The sequence below is a fragment of the Amorphoplanes digitatis genome, assembly GCF_014205335.1.
GTDB lineage: Bacteria > Actinomycetota > Actinomycetes > Mycobacteriales > Micromonosporaceae > Actinoplanes > Actinoplanes digitatus.
This window is the reverse complement of record NZ_JACHNH010000001.1, coordinates 2,069,893-2,088,203: the sequence shown is the minus strand read 5'-3', so window position 1 is coordinate 2,088,203 and position 18,311 is coordinate 2,069,893. Positions and strand designations below refer to the sequence as shown.

The following is an 18,311-nucleotide window of genomic DNA, read 5'->3' as shown; positions in this document are numbered from 1 at the left end:
ATTCGTCCGTAATGAACCGGTCGGTAGCCACGCCGTAGCCGTGTCTCAACCGTTATCAGGTTGGCCGGACCGCAAGGTCGGTCCGGCCACGACGGTTCGTTGACGCGACTGGAGGTCTCCCGTGACGACTGACAATCAGATAAGGGCTCGTGTCAAGGCGGTGCTCGGCGGCACGACCCCGGACGGCGCGACCTCGGAACACCCCGCCATCCCCGGCGGACCGACGCGCTCGGACAACGCGCTCCAGGTGCTGACGCTGGCCCAGCGCACGGCGGAGGAGCACATCGCCGCCGCCAACCGGCACGCGGAGAAGATCCGTACCGACGCGCAGGCCAACGCCGACCAGTCGGCCCGGGACGCGCAGGTACACGCGCACAACGTCCGCTGCGAGGCGGAGAAGGTGCTGACCGACGCACGCCAGACCGCCGAGCAGGCGGCCCGGGACGCCCGGATCCGCGCCGACGAGGCGCAGCGCAAGGCCGACCAGATCCTCGCCGAGGCGAACGCGCAGGCCGAGACGATCCTCGGCGACGCACAGGGGCACTCCGAGCAGCTCAAGTCGCAGGCGCAGCAGCGCTACGAGGACTCCGTCGGCAGCCTGATCGCCAAGCGGGAGTCCCTGCAGGTGCAGATCGAATCGCTGGAGCACTTCGATCGCGAGTACCGCCGGCGGCTCACCACGTTCATGCAGGGCCAGATGCGTGCGCTATGGGCCGACCAGCCGCAGGTCGGCGAGGAACTGACCGCGGAGACGGCGGAGCCCGGGCAACACCACTCCGAACAGGAGTAGCCGGCGGCGGCGCTGGGCGATCCTTCTCGATTCGCGTCCGGGCCTTCTCGTCTTGCGAAGGCCGATTCCTGGACTCGTTCCGAGCGGCGGCGGCAGGCTCCGTTCATGACACTGACCCGACGCGCACTGCTGCGCGGCACCGCGGCCGCGACCGGTCTTGGGCTGGTGGGCCTGGGTACGACGGGTTGCAGTGGCATCACTCCCGGGCGCGACGGCGGCGGATCCCTCGACTACTGGAACCTCTTCGGCGGCGGCGACGGCGTCCGGATGACCCAGATGCTCGACACCTTCCGCACCGCCAACCCCGGCATCGCGCTCAGCGCCGTCACCCTGGCCTGGGGAAACCCGTACTACACGAAGCTGTCGCTGGCGACCCTCGGCGACAAGCCGCCGGACGTGGCGATCTCGCACCTGACCAGGATGAAGACCCTGGTCGCCTCCGACCTGCTCGAGGAGCTGCGGCCCGAGGACCTCGGCCGGCACGGCATCACCGCGGACAAGTTCACCCCGCGTGCCTGGCAGGCCGGGCTCGTCGAGGGGCGGGCGTACGGGCTGCCGCTGGACACGCACCCGTTCGTCATGTTCTACAACACCGACATCTGCGCGAAGGCCGGGCTGCTCGACGCCGCGGGCGCGCTGACGCCGCTGGACACCCCGGACAAGTTCACCGACGCGATGCGCCGCGCCAAGGAGGCCTCCGGCGCGTACGGCGGCGTCGTGTCGATCAACGGTGACACGTCGACGCCGTGGCGCATCTTCCAGTCGCTCTACAGCCAGCTCGGCGGCGAGACCCTGGCCGACGAGGGCCGCCGCGTGGTCATCGACGACGCCAAGGCGACGCAGGTGCTGACCTTCCTTCAGTCGCTGACCGCGGACGGCCTCTTCCCCGCCGACATCGACTACCAGGGCGCCATCGCCACGTTCGCCAACGGCCAGGCCGGCTTCTACTTCCAGGGCGAGTGGGAGATCTCCACCTACCAGACCGCGAAGATGCCGTTCTCCATGACGCTCTTCCCCAACCTGTACGGCGGCGCGCGCTACGCCGTACAGGCGGACTCGCACACGCTCGTCATCCCCCGCCAGCCGGGGCGCGACCCGGAGCAGATCGACCGCGCGCTGCTGCTGATCCGCTCGATGCTCGACCAGAGCAAGACCTGGGCCGAGGGCGGGCACGTGCCGACCTGGCTGCCGTTCCGCGACAGCGCGGAATACCAGGCCATGACGCCGCAGTCGAACTACGCCTCGGCCGCCGACGGCGCGGTCTACGACCCGGACGGCTGGTACTCGGGCTCCGGCTCCAACTTCGAGATCGTCACCGGCTCCGCGATCGCCACCGTCCTGGGTGGTCAGCAGTCGCCGGCGGACGCGCTCGCGCAGATGCGCGGCCAGCTCGAGACCCTGTCCACTACCGCGTCGCCCATCTGAGGGGGTGCCTGGTGACCACCGAGACCGCCGTACGCCCTCCCGATGCCGCCGAGTCCGGAGCGCCGCCGGAGCGGCACCGCTGGACCGGACTGCCCGCGCTGGGCTTCCTGGCGCCGTTCATGATCCTCTACCTGGCCTTCATCATCGGCCCGACCCTGTACGGCCTGGTGATGAGCTTCTTCGACACCAGCCTGGTCAAGCCCGGCCTGTCGGGCTTCGCCGGCTTCGGCAACTACACCGAGGCGTTGCAGAGCAGCGACTTCTGGTCGTCGCTGTGGCACACCCTGTGGTTCACGATTCTGACCACCCCGCCGCTGATCATCCTCGCGTTCGCCTTCGCGCTGCTCGCCGACCGGGCCCGGTACGGCCGCTGGTTCTTCCGGCTGGCGTTCTTCGCGCCGTTCATCCTGCCGTCGGCGGTCGTGGCCCTGATCTGGATCTTCCTGTACACGCCCGGCCTCGGGCTGATCGAGACGGCGCTCGCCAAGGTCAGCATCACCTCGCCGAACTGGCTCGGCGACCCGGTCTGGGCCATGCCGTCGCTGGCCATGACCACCATCTGGTGGACGCTGGGCTTCAACTTCGTGCTCTACCTGGCCGGCCTCCAGGAGATCCCGCGCGAGCTGTACGAGGCCTCCTCGATCGACGGCGCCTCGGTGTGGCAGCAGATCCGCAAGATCACCATCCCGATGCTCGGGCGCACCACCACCCTGGTGGCCGTGCTCCAGGTGATCGCCTCGCTCAAGGTCTTCGACCAGATGTACATCATGACCTCCGGCGGCCCGAACTTCGCCACCCGCTCGATCCTGGAGTACGTCTACGACCAGGGCTTCACCAACTTCCGGGTCGGTTACGCGGCCGCCGTCTCGATGCTGTTCTTCCTGGTCGTGCTCGCGGTCTCGGCGGTCTGGTTCGCCCTGGTCCGGCGCCAGGAGAAGGAGGTGTGACCAGATGACCGACCTCGCCCAACGGGCCGAGTTCCGCGTCAAGCTCTTCAACCGCATCTGCATCGGGGTGCTGATCGCCTTCGCGCTGCTCTGGATCGTGCCGCTGGCCTGGGCGCTGGACACCGCGCTCAAGCCGAACGCCGAGACCACAAAGACCACCTGGGCCATCGCCGACCCGACCCTGGACGCCTTCTCCCGGGTGCTGCGCGACACCGACATCCTGACCTGGTTCGGCTCCAGCCTGTTCATCGCGACGCTGTCGGCCGCCGGCACCGTGCTGGTGGCGAGCCTGGCCGCGTACGCCCTGTCCCGGATGCGGTTCCGCTACCGCAACGTGGTCTTCTGGCTGGTGCTGGCCGGCATCATGATCCCCGGCCAGGTGCTCATCGTGCCGTGGTTCCGCCAGTTCGACGCGCTGGGGCTGCTGAACACCTGGTGGGCCGTCAGCCTGCCGCAGATACCCACCGCGATCGCCGTCTTCATCTTCAAGCAGTTCTTCGACGGCCTGCCCCGCGAACTCGAAGAGGTCGCCCGCATGGACGGCGCGAGCTACCTGCGCATCTACCGCCGGATCATCATGCCGCTGGCCCGCCCGGCCGTCGCCGCCGTCGCCATCTTCACGTTCGTGCAGTCCTGGAACGACCTGCTCTGGCCGCTGCTCGTGCTCAGCAACCCCGATATCATGACGATCCCGGTCGGCCTGGCGACCGTGCAGGGTTCGTTCGGCATCCGGTACGCGGACACGATGGCCTCGGCGATCCTCGGCGCGATACCGCTCGTCGCCGTGTTCCTGCTGTTCCAGCGCAATATCGTCGAAGGCATCGCCGGCAGCGGCCTGAAGGGGTGAGCGTGCTCGTCTCCACAATGACCATCGACCCGGCGTTCCGGATCGGCGAGGTCGACCCGCGGCTGTACGGCTCGTTCGTCGAGCACATGGGCCGCTGCGTCTACACCGGAATCCACGAGCCGGACCACCCGACCGCCGACGAGCACGGCTTCCGGCGCGACACCGCCGACCTGGTCCGCGAGCTCGGCACGCCGCTGGTGCGCTACCCCGGCGGCAACTTCGTCTCCGGGTACCGCTGGGAGGACGGCATCGGGCCGGTCGAGAACAGGCCGACCCGCCTGGACCTGGCGTGGCGCTCGCTGGAGACCAACCACGTCGGCGTCGACGAGTTCATGACCTGGGCGCGGACCGTCGGCGTCGAGCCGATGATGGCGGTGAACCTCGGCACCCGCGGCATCGACGCGGCCCGGTCCCTCGTCGAGTACTGCAACATCGCCTCGGGCACCTACTGGTCGGACCTGCGCGGCGGGTCGCCGTACGGGATAAAGACCTGGTGTCTGGGCAACGAGATGGACGGGCCCTGGCAGATCGGCCACAAGACCGCCGGCGAGTACGCCCGGCTGGCGCTCGAGACGGCGAAGGCGATGCGCCAGGTCGACCCGTCGATCGAGCTGGTCGCCTGCGGCAGCTCGGGCCGGCAGATGCCGACGTTCGGCAGCTGGGAGGCGACGGTACTCGGCGAGACCTACGACGCCGTCGACTACGTCTCCCTGCACGGCTACTACCAGCAGCACGACGACGACCGGGACAGCTTCCTGGCCTGTGCGACCGACATGGACGCGTTCATCGACGAGGTCGTCGCCACCGCCGACCACGTGCGCGCGGTCGGCCGGCACCGCAAGCGCCTGTACCTCTCGTTCGACGAGTGGAACGTCTGGTACCAGAGCCGCTTCGCCGGCGAGACCAACCTGGAGATCGAGCAGGCACCCCGCCTGATCGAGGACGTCTACTCGGTCACCGACGCGGTCGTGGTCGGCAACCTGCTGATCAGCCTGCTCCGGCACGCCGACCGGGTGAAGATCGGCTGCCAGGCCCAGCTCGTCAACGTCATCGCCACGATCATGACCGAGCCGGGCGGCCCGGCCTGGCGGCAGGCGAGCTTCCACCCGTACGCCCTGACGACCCGCTACGGCCGCGGCACGGTACTACGCCCGGCGATCACGGCACCGACACACGAGACCGCCCGCCACGGCGAGGTACCCCTGCTCGACGCGGTCGCGGTGCACTCGGACGCGGGCACGGTGCTGTTCGCGGTGAACCGCTCCCAGACCCAGCCGATGACCCTGGAGGTCGACCTGCGCGCCCTGCCGGCCCTGTCGACCGCGACCCACACCGTGATCGCCGACGACGACCCGGACGCGGTGAACACCGCGCAGCACCCGGACCGGGTGACCCCCCGCGACCTCGACGACCCGAAACTCGACGGCGGCCGCCTCCAGGTCACCCTCCCCGCCCTCTCCTGGAACATGATCCGCCTCAGCTGAGGCGGCCATGCCCCTCGCGTCAGGCCTGCGGGGGCTGCTGCGACGTGCCGGGTGCGTAGGCGGCGTGCAGCGCCGCCTGCTGTGCCTGCGCCTGCTGCTGGTTCGCCTGCCACGCCGTCTGCTGCTGCGCGGCGTGCTGCTGCGCGGCCCGCTCGTACGCGGCCTGCGCCTCGGCAGCGAAGGCGGGGTGCGCCTTCTTGAAGCCGATCGCGCTGCCGTCCTGGGCGACGTCGCCCTGCGGCAGCAGCCGGTAGCCACCGCGGGCCAGGAACCCGAAGCCGACGGCGCAGGCGACGATGGCGACGAGCAGCAGCCAGAGCCCGGTCTGACCCAGCTCGACACCCGCGAACGTGATCGCGATCAGCAGGACCAGCGGCAGGAGCAGGCCCCAGCCGATCAGCGTCCGCTGCTTGTGCAGCTGCCGGCACTGTGCGCAGAACGGCCAGGCCTCCGCCTTCACCTCCTTGCGCAGCACCATGACCGCGATGAGGAACGGCAGGGCGCCGCAGAGGAGCAGCGCATAGGTCCAGCCCGGCGGCTTGGAGATGAACCTGACCCGCTTGCGCAGGACGGCGGGCTCGCCGTGCCGGGAGCAGACGCCCGGCACACCGGCGCCGGACGTGACCAACGAGGAGAAGATGCCGATGCTCACGTGTGCCTCACAAGGGGTAATGCCGGGAAACGGGCCGGCGCGAGACCATAGCAGCTGAGGGTCGTTCGCGTGACCCGCCGGCACTAGAGTGCCGGTGTGCTTGACGCATCGTCTGTCGACTGGACCGCGTTTCCCGACATCTACGGGGAAACCGGAGAGGTTCTCCCGGCGCTGCGGGCGATCCGATCGGCGGACGCCGATACCCGGCGCGCGGCCTACGAGGACCTCGCCGGCCGCCTCGTCTCGCAGGGCTCGCGCAGCGCGCCGGCACGGTCGCGGCGCGCTTCCTGATCGACGTCGTCGCGGACGACGACGTCCCGGACCGCTTCGCGGCCTGCCAGGTACTCGCCCAGATCGCGATCGGCGACGAGGAGTTCTGGCTCACCGAGGTGGCCGACGTGGCCGCGATGCGCGCCGAGGTCGGGCGCAAGGCCGCGATGACCGTCGAGGAACTCGAACGGGAACAGTCGCAGTGGGTGGCGGCCGCCGACGACGAGGACGAGCGGAGCGCCCGAGAGACCCGGGCACTCTTCGCCGACGTCGAGGAGGACCGCGACCAGCTGGTCGTCGACCTGGCCGCGTACGACGCGGTGCGGGCCGGCGTGCCGGTCTACGCGGCGGCGCTGGCCGACCCGCACCCGGCGGTCCGCCTCTACGCCGCCCACCTGCTGGCCTGGTTCCCGGAGGAGAACACCCGGAGCATCCCGGCGCTGACCGCGGCCATCGCCGGCGATCCGAGCCCGATCGTCGCGGCGACCGCGTCCGTGGCGGCCGGCCTCTGCGCCGGGCGACCCGACGACGCCCTGACCGCCGCGCTCACCGGCCGGCTCGCCGCCGAGAACCGCGCGGAGCGCTGGTCGGCCGCCATCGGCCTGGCACGGGCGACGACCCGCCCGGACCGTGCCGCGCTCGAAGAGCTCTACGGTTGCCTGCTGGAGGCCGGCGCGCCGGTGCCGCACTGGCCGTTCCTCGACGGCGACATCTCGACAATGGCGGCGCTGACCGTGGCGCGGCTCGGCCCCGACACCGCCCCGGACCGGGTGGAGGTCCTGGCCCTTCGGCTGGCCGGCACCCGTCGCCGCAAGGACCGCTCCGGCCTCCTCGGCGCACTGCTCGACGCCGCCTTCCCCGGCGGCATCCCCCGCGACACCCCGGGCTCGGCACTGACACCGTCACAGCGGACCGCCGCACGCGCACTGGTCGACGCCCGAATCTGGCGCGACGGCGCGACGGCCGCCCAACTGCTGGCACAGTTCGGCCTACCCACCGATCGCCACGCGCTGAAGGCCTGGACCGCCTGAGGCCGACCCGAACGTGACTCGGGCCGGGCTGCGCCACCCGGCCCGAGAGAACACGGCCTCCTCAGGCGACCGCACCCACCAGCGATGCCGCCTTCGAGGCGCCGCGCTGGGTCGCGTCCGCGGTGTGGTCGTCGGGCTGTTCCTGGGCGGCGCGTTCGGCGGCGATCCGTGATTCGTAGCGGGCGATCTCGTGTGCGGTGTCCTGGGCGGTCCAGCCGAGTGGGCCGGCGATGAGCGGGCCGACGGCGTGTGCCGCGCGGACGCCGCGGTCGGGGGTCTCGAAGGAGATGCGGGTGCGGCGGGTGAGGACGTCGTCCAGGTGCCGGGCGCCCTCGTGGGTCACCGCGTAGACCACCTCGGCGCGCAGGTAGTCGGTGGCGCCGTCCAGTGGTGCGCCGAGCGACGGGTCGGCCTCGATCAGGGCAAGTACCTCGTCGACCAGGGTGCCGTAGCGGTGCAGCAGGTGCTCGATCCGGGAGACGTGCAGGCCGGTACGGCGGGCCAGCACGCCGCGGCGGTTCCAGGCCGCCGGGTAGCCGGACGCGCCGAGCAGCGGGACCTGTGCCGTGCACGAGGCCGGCACCCGCGTGGTGAGGTCGCGCGCCGCGGCGTCGACGGCGTCGCGGGCCATCACCCGGTACGTCGTGTACTTGCCGCCCGCGATGATGACCAGGCCGGGTGCCGGGGTGTCCACGGCGTGCTCGCGCGACAGCTTCGAGGTCAGCTCGGCGTCGGCCGACAGCAGCGGGCGCAGGCCGGCGTAGACGCCCTGCACGTCCGCGCGGGTCAGCGGGGTCACGAGCGCCTTGTTGACCTCCTCCAGCAGGTAGTCGACGTCGCGGCCGGACGCCGCCGGGTCCTCCTTGTCGAGGTCCCACGGGGTGTCGGTGGTGCCGATGATCCAGTGCCGCTCCCACGGGATGACGAAGAGCACGCTCGTCGCCGTACGCAGGATCATGCCGGTGGTGGCCGGGATGCGGTCGCGCGCCACGACCAGGTGGACGCCCTTGGACGCGGTGATGTGGAACTGCCCGCGCTGCGCCAGCAGCGCCTGGATGTCGTCGGTCCACACGCCGGTCGCGTTGATGACCGTGCGGGCCCGGATCTCCAGCTCGGCGCCGGACTCGGCGTCGCGGGCGCGGACCCCGACGACCCGGCGGCCCTCGCGGAGGAAGCCGATTACCTCGGTGCGGGACGCGACGTGCGCGCCGTGCGCCGCCGCGGTGCGGGCCAGGAAGAGGGTGTGCCGGGCGTCGTCGACCTGGGCGTCGTAGTAGCGGATCGCGCCGACCAGCGAATCGGGGCGCATCGCCGGGAAGGCGCGCAGGGCGGCGCCGCGGCTCAGGTGGCGGTGCCGGGGCAGGCCCGCGCCGAAGCCGCCCGAGATTCCCAGGGTGTCGTAGAGCAGCACGCCCGCGCCGGCGTAGAGCCGTTCCCAAGCGCGGTGCCGCAGCGGGTAGAGGAACGGGATCGGGCGCACGAGGTGCGGCGCCAGCCGCTGCACCAGGAGGCCGCGTTCGCGCAGCGCCTCGCGGACCAGGCCGAAGTCGAGCATCTCCAGGTAGCGCAGGCCGCCGTGGATCAGCTTGCTCGACCGGCTGGACGTGCCGCTGGCGAAGTCCCGGGCCTCCAGCAGGCCGACCGAGAGTCCGCGGGTGGCCGCGTCGAGCGCGCAACCCGCGCCGACCACGCCGCCGCCGACGACGAGCACGTCGAGCTCCTCGCCGGTCGACATCGCGGCCAGGGCCGCCTCGCGCGCCTGCGGCGCCATAACTGCCGTGTTCATGAAGTCCTCTTCTCGATACGTGTCAGCTGACGCTGACCCAGTTGAGGCTGCGGTCGACGGCGGCCTTCCACCGCGCGTACCCCTCGTCGCGCCGGTCCGGTGACCAGGCCGGCTGCCATCGCCGGTCCTCGCGCCAGTTGGCCCGTAGCTCCGATGTGGAGCGCCAGAGGCCGACCGCGAGGCCGGCGGCGTACGCCGCGCCAAGCGCGGTGGTCTCGGCGACGGCGGGCCGGCTGACCGGCACGCCGAGGATGTCCGCCTGTAGCTGCATGCAGAGCGCGTTCGCGGTGACGCCGCCGTCCACCTTGAGGCAGTCCGGTGACGTGCCGGCGTCGCGGGCCATCGCCTCGGCGACGTCGCGGGTCTGGTAGCAGATGGCCTCGAGCGCGGCCCGGGTGATGTGCGCGGCGGTGTGGTAGCGGGACAGCCCGACGATGGCCCCCCGCGCGTCGGAGCGCCAGTACGGCGCGAACAGCCCGGAGAAGGCCGGCACGAAGCAGACGCCCTCGCTGTCGTCGACGCGGGCGGCAAGGGTCTCGCTCTCGGCGGCGGAACCGATGATGCCGAGCTGGTCGCGCAGCCACTGCACGGCGGAGCCGGTCGCGGCGATCGAGCCCTCCAGGGCGAACACCGGCGGCTGGTCGCCGAAGCGGTAGCCGACGGTGGTGAGCAGCCCGTGCGTCGAGCGCACCGGCGTGGTGCCGGTGTTGAGCAGGACGAAGTTGCCGGTGCCGTAGGTGCATTTGGCCTCGCCGGGTGCGAAGCAGGTCTGGCCGAACAGGGCGGCCTGCTGGTCGCCGATCGCGGCGGCGATGGGTACCCCGGGCAGCACGGCGTCGGCGTGGCCGTACACCTCGGAGGAGGAGCGGATCTCGGGGAGCATGGCCCGGGGTATGTCGAAGAAGCCGAGTAGTTCGTCGTCCCATTGCAGGGTGGCGAGGTTCATCAGCATGGTCCGGCTGGCGTTGGTGACGTCGGTGAGGTGCCGGCCGGTGAGGTTCCACAGCAGCCAGCTGTCCATGGTGCCGAACAGCACCTCGCCGCGCTCCGCGCGTACCCGAAGATCCGGGTCCTTGTCGAGCAGCCACTGGACCTTCGCCGCGGAGAAGTAGGTGGCCGGCGGCAGGCCGGTGCGGTCCCGGATCACGTCGCCGCGGCCGTCGCGGTCGAGCTCGGCGACAATCCGGTCGGTGCGGGTGTCCTGCCAGACGATCACGTTGTGGCACGGCAGGCCGGTCGCGCGGTCCCACACCACGACGCTCTCGCGCTGGTTGGTGATCCCGACCGCGGCCAGGTCGCCGGGGGCCAGCCCGGTCTCGCCGAGCGCGACCGCGATGCACTTGCGGGTGTTCTCCCAGATCTCCAGCGCGTCGTGCTCGACCAGTCCGGCGCCGGGCAGCAGCTGCCGGTGCTCGATCTGGTGCCGGCCGATCTCGGTGCCGGCCCGGTCGAAGACCATGAACCGCGTGCTGGTGGTGCCCTGATCGATCGCGCCGACGAACTCCGCCACGTGTCCTCCCGGTTGCCGCCTACGTGCCGCGACGCTATGAAGCGGTCAGGGCGGGGTCAACGCGAAGCGTGCGACAATGTCGCACGTGCCGGGTCTGATCCAGTCCATCGAACGCTCGTCGGCCGTGCTCCGGCTGCTGGCGGCCGGTCCGGACCGGCTGAAAGTGAAGGAGATCGCGGACTCTCTCGGTCTCGCCAAGTCGACCGCGCAGAGCATCCTGCGTACGCTCGAACACATCGGTTTCGTCGAGCGCGATCCCCGGACCACCCGCTACCGGCTCGGCCGCGGCCTGCTCGAGCTCGGCTCCGGCGGGCTCGACGTCAACGAGCTGCGATCGCGGGCGCTCGACTGGGCGGACACGCTGGCCTCCCGCAGCGGCGAGGAGGTCCGCATCGGCGCGCTGCGCGACGGGAGCGTGATGGTGGTGCACCACGTGTTCCGGCCCGATGACTCCGCGCAGTCGATGGACACGGGCAGCCTGCTCCCCTCGCACGCGACCGCGCTGGGCAAGGTGCTGCTCGCCTACGACCCGGTGGCCGCGGACACCGTCGCCCGGGGCGCGCTGGACGCGTACACCCGGCGGACCGTCGGCTCGCCGCGGGACCTCGCGCGGTCGCTCGCCGAGATCCGGTCGCGCGGCTGGGGGCTCTCGGTCGAGGAGCGGGCGCCGGGCCGGGCCGGGATCGCGGCGCCGGTCCGGACCTCGGGCGGGCTGGTGGTCGGCGCCATCGGGATCTCCGGCGGCACCGAGCGGCTCTGCGACACCCGGGGCCGGCCCCGGCCCGCGCTGGTGGAGCACGTGTGCGACGCCGCCCGGGCGATCTCCCGCGACCTGGCCGGGCCGCGGCCTTGAGCGAGCGCTACGTCCTCGCCGTCGACCAGGGCACCACCTCCACCCGGTGCATCCTGTTCGACCGCCGCGCCACCGTGGTCTCCGTGGTCCGCAGCGAGCACCCGCAGTCGTACCCGAGGCCCGGCTGGGTCGAGCACGACGCGGCCCGGATCTGGCGCGACGTCCAGCGGCTGATCCCCCGGGCGCTGCGGGAGGCCGGCGCCGGACCGGAGCAGATCGCGGCGATCGGCATCGCCAACCAGCGCGAGACCACCGTGCTCTGGGACCGCGCCACCGGCACGCCGGTGGCGCCCGCGGTCGTCTGGCAGGACACCCGGACGGGCGAGCTGGTCGAGCGCCTCGGCCGGCGCGGGGACGCCGCGATCGTGCCGGAGCTCAGCGGCCTGCCCCTGGCGACCTACTTCTCCGCGACCCGCCTGCGCTGGCTGCTCGACAACGACCCGGATCTTCGGGTACGCGCGGAGCGCGGCGAGGTGCTGTTCGGCACCATGGACAGCTGGCTGCTGTGGAACCTCACCGGCCGGCACCTCACCGACGTCACCAACGCCAGCCGGACCATGCTGATGAACCTCGCCACCCTGCAATGGGACGACGAACTACTCGGCTTCTTCGACATACCCCGGGCCATGCTCCCCGAGATCCGCTCCTCCTCCGAGGTGTACGGCCACGCCGACGCCGTGCTGCCCGGGGTACCCATCGCCGCCGCGATCGGCGACCAGCAGGCCGCCCTGTTCGGCCAGACCTGCTTCGCACCCGGCGAGGCCAAATGCACCTACGGCACCGGGAGCTTCCTGCTGCTCAACACCGGCACGGAGCTGGTCCGCTCGACGCACGGGCTGGTCAGCACGGTCGCGTACCAGCTCGCCGGCGAGCCCGCGCACTACGCCCTCGAGGGCTCGATCGCGATCACCGGCTCGCTGGTCCAGTGGGTACGCGACGGCCTCGGGCTGATCGGCACCGCCTCGGAGATCGAGACGCTCGCCCGGACGGTCGACGACAACGGCGGCTGCTACATCGTGCCGGCGTTCTCCGGGCTGCTGGCGCCGTACTGGCGCAGCGAGGCCCGCGGCGTGATCGTGGGGCTGACCTCCTACATCACCAAGGGCCACCTGGCCCGGGCGGTCCTGGAGGCGACCGGCTGGCAGACCCGCGACGTGGTCGACGCGATGAACGCCGACTCCGGGCTGGCGCTCGCGGCGCTCAACGTCGACGGCGGGATGACCGCGGACAACCTGCTGATGCAGTTCGTCGCGGATGTCCTGGCGGTCCCGGTGGTCCGCCCGATGGTCGCCGAGACGGTGTCGCTGGGCGCCGCGTACGCGGCCGGCCTCGCCGTCGGCTACTGGTCCGACCTGCAGGACCTGCGCAACAACCGGCACCGGGCCGGGCAGTGGCTGCCCGCCATGGATCCGGGGCACCGCGCGAGCGAGTACGAGAACTGGCAGCGCGCCATCGAATGCGCGGTCGTCTGGAGCCGGCCCCGCCCGGGTGCCGGGCCGCCCTGATCCCCCCGGCCGCCGGGGTGGCGTCACTCGGCGACGAGCCCTCCGCGGGTGGTTTCCGGGTCGTCGCGTGGCGTGGGCCGGGTCAGTGCGAGGGTCGCGATGTATGCGACGACGACACCCACGATGATCAGCGGGGCCTCTCCGGGGCCACCGTGGGTCATCAACAGTGCGAGGACGATCGAAGCCAGCGGAAGTCTCAGCACCGAGACGACGGCGGCGCCGACGAGTACAGCGATCGCGGGTGCCTGCGTGACGCTGAGGAAATGCGAGGCCATGACGCCGCCGACCAGGCCGAGGAAGATGGCCGGGAAGGTCGGGCCGCCGCGGGCCGCGCCCATGGAGATCGCCCACGCCAGGGCCTTGCAGCCGAGCAGCAGGGCGAACAGGCCCAGGGTCAGGGAGTCCTGCTGCTCCAGAACGTCCGCCATCGCCTCTTCGCCCGAGAACAGTACGGCTCCGGCACCCCTGCCACTGAGCTGGGCGAACAGGATGGCCAGCGCTCCCACGAGCAGGGCGGCCGCCGGGAAGAAGAGGAACGGCCGCACCGCGACGACACGCCTGGTCACCCGCGCGAGCCGGAACACCAGGAAGACGACGACCGCCGCGGCCAGCGCGAGCGGGATCGTCCACAGCAGGTCGACGAAGGTCGGCACCGCGTAGGTCGGCAGGTGAAGCGGCGGCATCGAGAACGCGTCGGTGCTCAGCCCTCTCAGCGAACCGAGCCCGACGAACAGCAGCGAACCGACGCCGGCGGCGATCAGGCCGGGCAGCAGGATCAGCGTCAGGGTGGCGCCGGCGAGCCCGGCGGCCTCCAGGACGATCACCGCGCCGATGACCGGAGAGCCGAAGACGGTGGCCAGCGCCGCGAAGCTCGCCGCCGCCCCGAGCACCTGGGTGGCCTGGTCGGGGACCTGTCCGCGGGACAACCGGATGAGGAACACCGCAACCCCTCCGGCAAGGGCCATGAGCGGCGACTCCGGTCCGAGCACCAGGCCGAGGCCGAGGGTGGCCAGCGCCGCGGCGGCGACGCCCGGCAGCTCGTCAGGGGCCGTGAGCGTGCCCGTCGTCAGCCCGTTCGACGGCTCATGACCTCCGCGACCGGGCAGCCTCGTCACGGCGAAGGCGATGACCAGCCCCGCGACCAGGAGCACCGGCAGCGGCCACCACCACGGCGCCTGGTCGAAACCGAGAACCTCGGGGAGCCCGACGTACACCCATTCCTGCGTCAGGTTGACGACCTCGAGGAACACCCAGGAAACGAACGACACGACGAGGCCGATGACCGCCGCGGCGACCAGGAGCCGCCGATACTGCCTGCTGCGCATCAGTTCGACCGGGTCCATCCGGTCGGCCCGCGCACCGTACGACTCGTTCTCGGCGGTCATCGAGCCCCCTCTACGACCACGCGTCTGCGGTCTCACCCTACAATCCGGACTCGCCCGGCCGGGTGTCTCACGAAAGCCTGTCCTAGCTGGCGCGTTCGCCGGCGGCGGCGCGCCAGCCCTGTTCGGCCGAGAGGGTGCGGGCCGTGCGGACCAGGTCGAGCGTGAAGCGGGAGGGGTCCTGCGCGCGCCAGAGGATCGACCAGGGGTAACGCGGCACCGATGGGCCCAGCGGGCGCCACGTCAGCTCGGGGCCGGAGGAGACGCCGCCGTTGGACGCCGGGGTGCAGAGCACGCAGCGGCCCTGCGTCACCAGGTCCGCGGCCGCGCGCAGCGTCTGCACGCTGCCGGTGAACAGGGTCGGGAAGAAGCCCGCGGAGCGGCACACCTCGGCGACGAAGGCGTTGAACTCGGGCGCCTGCTCCTCGTCGGCGAGCAGCAGCGTCTCGCCGCGCAGCGCGGCCACCGGCACGTGCGCCAGCCCGGCGTACGGGTGCCCGGCCGGGACCAGGACGCCGAGCGAGTCGAGGCGGAAGATCTCGGCGGCGATGTCCGGCGCGGCGCCGGACAGCCGCCCGACGCCGACGTCGAGGCGGCCGTCGGCGAGCAGGCGGCACTGTTCGGGCACGCCCGCCAGCACCTGGTGGATCTCCAGCTCCGGGTGGCGGGCCTGTATCGCGCGCAGCACCGGGCGCACGGCGTCGTACCCCTCGTCCAGGACGCCGACGCGCAGGCTGGGCGCGGCCGGCGCCATGCCCTGCGCGAGCACCGCGGCGCGGTCGACGTGCTCGAGGATCTGCCGCGCCTCGATCAGGAAGCGCGCACCGGCCGCGGTCAGCGCGACGTGGCGGGTGGTGCGGTCGACGAGCAGGACGCCGACGGCCCGCTCGAGGCGCTGCACCTGGGCGCTGAGCGCGGACGGGACGATGTGCTCGCGGGCGGCGGCGCGGCCGAAGTGCAGCTCCTCGGCGAGGGTGACGAGGTAGCGCAGCTGGCGCAGCTCGATGCGGGCCCCGCCGACGGCGTCGGGCAGCGCCCGGATCGCGGCCCGCGATGGCCGTCGCCCGGCCGGCGCCGGCTGTCGAGGCAGACCGCTCACGCCGTCACCTCCGCTTCGCTCCGGCGCCGGCGTGAGTCAGACACTGAGCGCTCATGCCGTCATCTCCGATTTGACCGACCCCCGCATACATAGATAGGTATCTCGCAGTGTTATCGCTAACATTCACGTCGTCAAGGCGCAACGCCCCCGTAACACGAAATCCGCGCATCGGCTGTTAGCGGTCACATCGGCGCGCCGGATCGCCCCGAAAACGAAAGGGACGACCCTCCGTTTCACTGCGTGGGACGGTGGCGGGGGAAACTCCACAAAGTCGCCTAAGTTAGTAGACAAAGCAGGGATTCTCGCCGACACTCGTCCGATGGATCTCACCCTGGCGCTCGCCGGACTCGGCGTCGGCATCGTGGTCGGCCTCACCGGCATGGGCGGCGGCGCCCTGATGACCCCGATCCTGGTGCTGGTCTTCGGGGTACCCCCGATCGCGGCGGTCTCCAGCGACCTCGCGGCCAGCGCCGTGATGAAGCCGTTCGGCGGCTGGGTGCACGCCCGCCGCGGCACGGTGAACTGGCGCCTCGTCGGCTGGCTCTGCGCCGGCAGCGTCCCGAGCGCGTTCCTCGGCGTGCTGCTGCTGCGCCTGCTCGGCGACGACGCGGCCGTCCAGCACACGATCAAGGTGTCGCTCGGCGTCGCGCTGCTGCTCGCCGCGGCCGGCCTGCTGCTCAAGGTCTGGGTGAGCCGCCGGCAGGGTGGCGGCGACGGCCCGCCGGAGCCGATCCGGGTCCGGCCCGTGCCGACGCTGCTGCTCGGCGCCGTCGGGGGCGTGATCGTCGGCATGACCTCGGTGGGCTCCGGGTCCCTGATCATCGTGGCGCTGCTGGCGCTCTACCCGAAGCTGCGCGCCAACGACCTGGTCGGCACCGACCTGATCCAGGCGATCCCGCTGGTCGTCTCGGCGGCGCTGGGCCACGCCCTCTTCGGCGACCTCAAGCTCGACATCGCGGCCGCGGTCCTGCTCGGCTCGATCCCGGGCGTGCTGATCGGCGCCCGCATCTCCTCGCGCGCACCGGGCGGCATCGTCCGCGCGGCACTGGTGATCGTGCTGCTGGCCAGCGCCCTGAAGCTGCTCGATGTGCCGACCCCGGTGGTCGGCGCCGCCTCCGCCGCGGCCGTGCTGGTCGCGGTCGGCCTGGCGGTCTTCCGCCGCGTCACCGCCGGCCGGGACGCCCGGGTCGTCGCCGAGTCACCCGGCGACGACGACCGCGAGAAGGCCATGGCGGCGGGCTGACCGCCCGCCGCCACCGGCAACGTCAGCGGGGTACGACCCGCTCGATGGACCACTCGCGCCAGAAGTCGAGCCGGTCCGAGGCCGACTGAAGCTGGTCCGCCACCGGGCCCGGGCCGGTCGAGCCCGCCGTCGTGCGGGCCGCCAGCGCCGAGCGGACGCTGAGCACCTCGCGGACCGACGGGTCCAGGTGCTCGCTCACCGTCTTCAGGTCGTCGTCCGAGACGTCCTCCAGCTCGCACTCGCGGGCCGCGCAGAGCGCCACCAGGCGGCCGGTGATCTCGTGGGCGTCGCGGAACGGCACGTGCTTGCGGACCAGCCAGTCCGCCACCTCCGTGGCCAGCGAGAAGCCGACCGGTGCCGCCGCGGCGAGCTTGTCGACGCGTACCGTCATCGTCGAGATCATGCCCGCCAGGGCGGGCAGCAGCAGCTGGAGCGTGTCGACCGCGTCGAAGACCGGCTCCTTGTCCTCCTGCATGTCGCGGTCGTAGGTCAGCGGCAGGCCCTTGAGCATGGTCAGCACCGCGACCAGGCCGCCGATCAGCCGGCCGGCCTTGCCCCGGGCCAGCTCCGCGATGTCCGCGTTCTTCTTCTGCGGCATGATCGACGAGCCGGTGGCGAACGCGTCGTCCAGGATCACCCAGCTGAACTCCTGCGAGGTCCAGAGCACCACCTCCTCGCCGAGGCGGGACAGGTGCACGCCGATCAGGCCGGTGATGAAGAGGAACTCGGCGACGAAGTCGCGGTCCGAGACCGCGTCCATCGAGTTCTGCGCCGGGGCCTTGAAGCCCAGCTCCTTCGCCACCGCGCCCGGGTCGAGCGGCAGCGACGAGCCCGCGAGGGCGCCCGAGCCGAGCGGGGAGATCGCCGTGCGGTCGTCCCAGTCGCGCAGCCGGTCCAGGTCGCGCAGCAGCGGCTGCACGTGCGCGAGCAGCCAGTGGCCGAAGCTCACCGGCTGGGCGTGCTGGAGGTGGGTCATGCCCGGCGCGGGCGTGTCGACGTGCCGGCCCGCCTGCTCCATCAGCGCGTCCGCCAGCTCGACCACCGCGGCCGCCACGCCGCGGGCGTGGTCGCGCAGGTACATGCGCAGGTCGGTGGCGACCTGGTCGTTGCGGGAGCGGCCCGCGCGCAGCTTGCCGCCGAGCGCGCCGAGGCGCTCCAGCAGGCCGCGCTCCAGCGCGGTGTGCACGTCCTCGTCCTCGACGGTGGGGCGGAACTCCCCCGCCGCGCACGCCGACTCGAGATCGTCGAGCGCGGCCAGCATCTGGCCCAGCTCCGCGGCGTCCAGCAGGCCGGCGCCGGCCAGCACCCGGGCGTGTGCCCGGGAAGCGGCCAGGTCGTACGGGGCCAGGCGCCAGTCGAAGTGGACGCTCACGCTCAGACGGGCCAGGGCGTCCGCCGGTCCGCCGGCGAAACGGCCACCCCACAGCCTGGTCGGACCTTCGGTCTCCGGCACGTGCTCACTCCTCAAGATCAGTGTTACTCGGTCG

The 18,311-nt window shown here is 72.0% G+C and carries 16 protein-coding genes; 10 read left to right on the top strand and 6 right to left on the bottom strand.

Translation table 11 applies throughout. From position 1 onward, the window contains the following. Positions 1-121 precede the first annotated feature (121 nt). From BJ971_RS09490 to arfA, 5 genes are all read left to right on the top strand, one after another. Positions 122-790 carry a V-type ATP synthase subunit E family protein gene (locus BJ971_RS09490; protein WP_184991695.1) on the top strand — a complete coding sequence of 223 codons (669 nt, stop codon included), beginning with the start codon at positions 122-124 and terminating at the stop codon, positions 788-790. Between the two features lie 105 nt (positions 791-895). After that, positions 896-2,215, top strand: a complete 1,320-nt coding sequence (locus BJ971_RS09485) for an extracellular solute-binding protein (protein WP_184991693.1) — start codon at positions 896-898, stop codon at positions 2,213-2,215. A gap of 11 nt (positions 2,216-2,226) precedes the next feature. Then, positions 2,227-3,162 carry a carbohydrate ABC transporter permease gene (locus BJ971_RS09480; RefSeq protein ID WP_239087341.1) on the top strand — a complete coding sequence of 312 codons (936 nt, stop codon included), beginning with the start codon at positions 2,227-2,229 and terminating at the stop codon, positions 3,160-3,162. 4 nt (positions 3,163-3,166) lie between these two features. Further along, positions 3,167-4,009, top strand: coding sequence for a carbohydrate ABC transporter permease (locus tag BJ971_RS09475; protein ID WP_184991691.1), 843 nt, complete (start codon positions 3,167-3,169; stop codon positions 4,007-4,009). Between the two features lie 2 nt (positions 4,010-4,011). Further along, positions 4,012-5,493: an arabinosylfuranosidase ArfA gene (arfA, locus tag BJ971_RS09470; protein ID WP_203709211.1), complete on the top strand. Its 1,482-nt coding sequence runs from the start codon at positions 4,012-4,014 to the stop codon at positions 5,491-5,493. A gap of 19 nt (positions 5,494-5,512) precedes the next feature. On the opposite strand, the gene BJ971_RS09465 is transcribed toward arfA, so the two are convergent. Beyond that, positions 5,513-6,145 (bottom strand): hypothetical protein, encoded by a 633-nt coding sequence (locus tag BJ971_RS09465; protein WP_184991689.1) that lies wholly within the window; start codon positions 6,143-6,145, stop codon positions 5,513-5,515. Positions 6,146-6,241: 96 nt separating this feature from the next. Between BJ971_RS09465 and BJ971_RS09460 the strand changes: the two genes are divergently transcribed. Together BJ971_RS09460 and BJ971_RS09455 are read left to right on the top strand one after the other, a co-directional pair. Continuing rightward, a complete protein-coding gene (locus tag BJ971_RS09460; RefSeq protein WP_184991687.1) occupies positions 6,242-6,436 on the top strand; it encodes a hypothetical protein in 195 nt (64 codons plus the stop codon). Between the two features lie 107 nt (positions 6,437-6,543). Continuing rightward, the gene (locus BJ971_RS09455; protein ID WP_184991685.1) at positions 6,544-7,446 is read left to right on the top strand and encodes a HEAT repeat domain-containing protein; all 903 of its coding nucleotides are present in this window, start codon (positions 6,544-6,546) and stop codon (positions 7,444-7,446) included. Positions 7,447-7,507: 61 nt separating this feature from the next. Here BJ971_RS09455 and BJ971_RS09450 read toward each other — a convergent pair whose 3' ends face one another. Together BJ971_RS09450 and glpK (BJ971_RS09445) are read right to left on the bottom strand one after the other, a co-directional pair. Further along, on the bottom strand, positions 7,508-9,232 hold the full coding sequence (locus BJ971_RS09450) for a glycerol-3-phosphate dehydrogenase/oxidase (RefSeq protein ID WP_184991683.1): 1,725 nt from the start codon (positions 9,230-9,232) through the stop codon (positions 7,508-7,510). A gap of 22 nt (positions 9,233-9,254) precedes the next feature. Continuing rightward, positions 9,255-10,742 (bottom strand): glycerol kinase GlpK, encoded by a 1,488-nt coding sequence (gene glpK, locus BJ971_RS09445; RefSeq protein ID WP_184991681.1) that lies wholly within the window; start codon positions 10,740-10,742, stop codon positions 9,255-9,257. Positions 10,743-10,827: 85 nt separating this feature from the next. Between glpK (BJ971_RS09445) and BJ971_RS09440 the strand changes: the two genes are divergently transcribed. Both BJ971_RS09440 and glpK (BJ971_RS09435) read left to right on the top strand, forming a co-directional pair. Beyond that, the gene (locus BJ971_RS09440) at positions 10,828-11,595 is read left to right on the top strand and encodes an IclR family transcriptional regulator (protein WP_184991679.1); all 768 of its coding nucleotides are present in this window, start codon (positions 10,828-10,830) and stop codon (positions 11,593-11,595) included. Continuing rightward, on the top strand, positions 11,592-13,100 hold the full coding sequence (gene glpK, locus BJ971_RS09435; protein WP_184991677.1) for a glycerol kinase GlpK: 1,509 nt from the start codon (positions 11,592-11,594) through the stop codon (positions 13,098-13,100). The genes BJ971_RS09440 and glpK (BJ971_RS09435) overlap by 4 nt, the downstream gene beginning before the upstream one ends. Positions 13,101-13,123: 23 nt before the next feature. On the opposite strand, the gene BJ971_RS09430 is transcribed toward glpK (BJ971_RS09435), so the two are convergent. Together BJ971_RS09430 and BJ971_RS09425 are read right to left on the bottom strand one after the other, a co-directional pair. After that, positions 13,124-14,485 carry a chloride channel protein gene (locus tag BJ971_RS09430; protein ID WP_184991675.1) on the bottom strand — a complete coding sequence of 454 codons (1,362 nt, stop codon included), beginning with the start codon at positions 14,483-14,485 and terminating at the stop codon, positions 13,124-13,126. An 82-nt stretch (positions 14,486-14,567) separates the two neighbouring features. After that, a complete protein-coding gene (locus tag BJ971_RS09425) occupies positions 14,568-15,581 on the bottom strand; it encodes a LysR family transcriptional regulator (RefSeq protein ID WP_184991673.1) in 1,014 nt (337 codons plus the stop codon). Positions 15,582-15,900: 319 nt separating this feature from the next. Here BJ971_RS09425 and BJ971_RS09420 point away from each other — a divergent pair, with 319 nt between their 5' ends. Further along, complete coding sequence (locus tag BJ971_RS09420; RefSeq protein WP_184991671.1) at positions 15,901-16,824, top strand: sulfite exporter TauE/SafE family protein; 924 nt, start codon at positions 15,901-15,903, stop codon at positions 16,822-16,824. A 22-nt stretch (positions 16,825-16,846) separates the two neighbouring features. On the opposite strand, the gene argH is transcribed toward BJ971_RS09420, so the two are convergent. Then, the gene (gene argH, locus BJ971_RS09415; protein WP_239087340.1) at positions 16,847-18,277 is read right to left on the bottom strand and encodes an argininosuccinate lyase; all 1,431 of its coding nucleotides are present in this window, start codon (positions 18,275-18,277) and stop codon (positions 16,847-16,849) included. Positions 18,278-18,311: the final 34 nt, after the last annotated feature.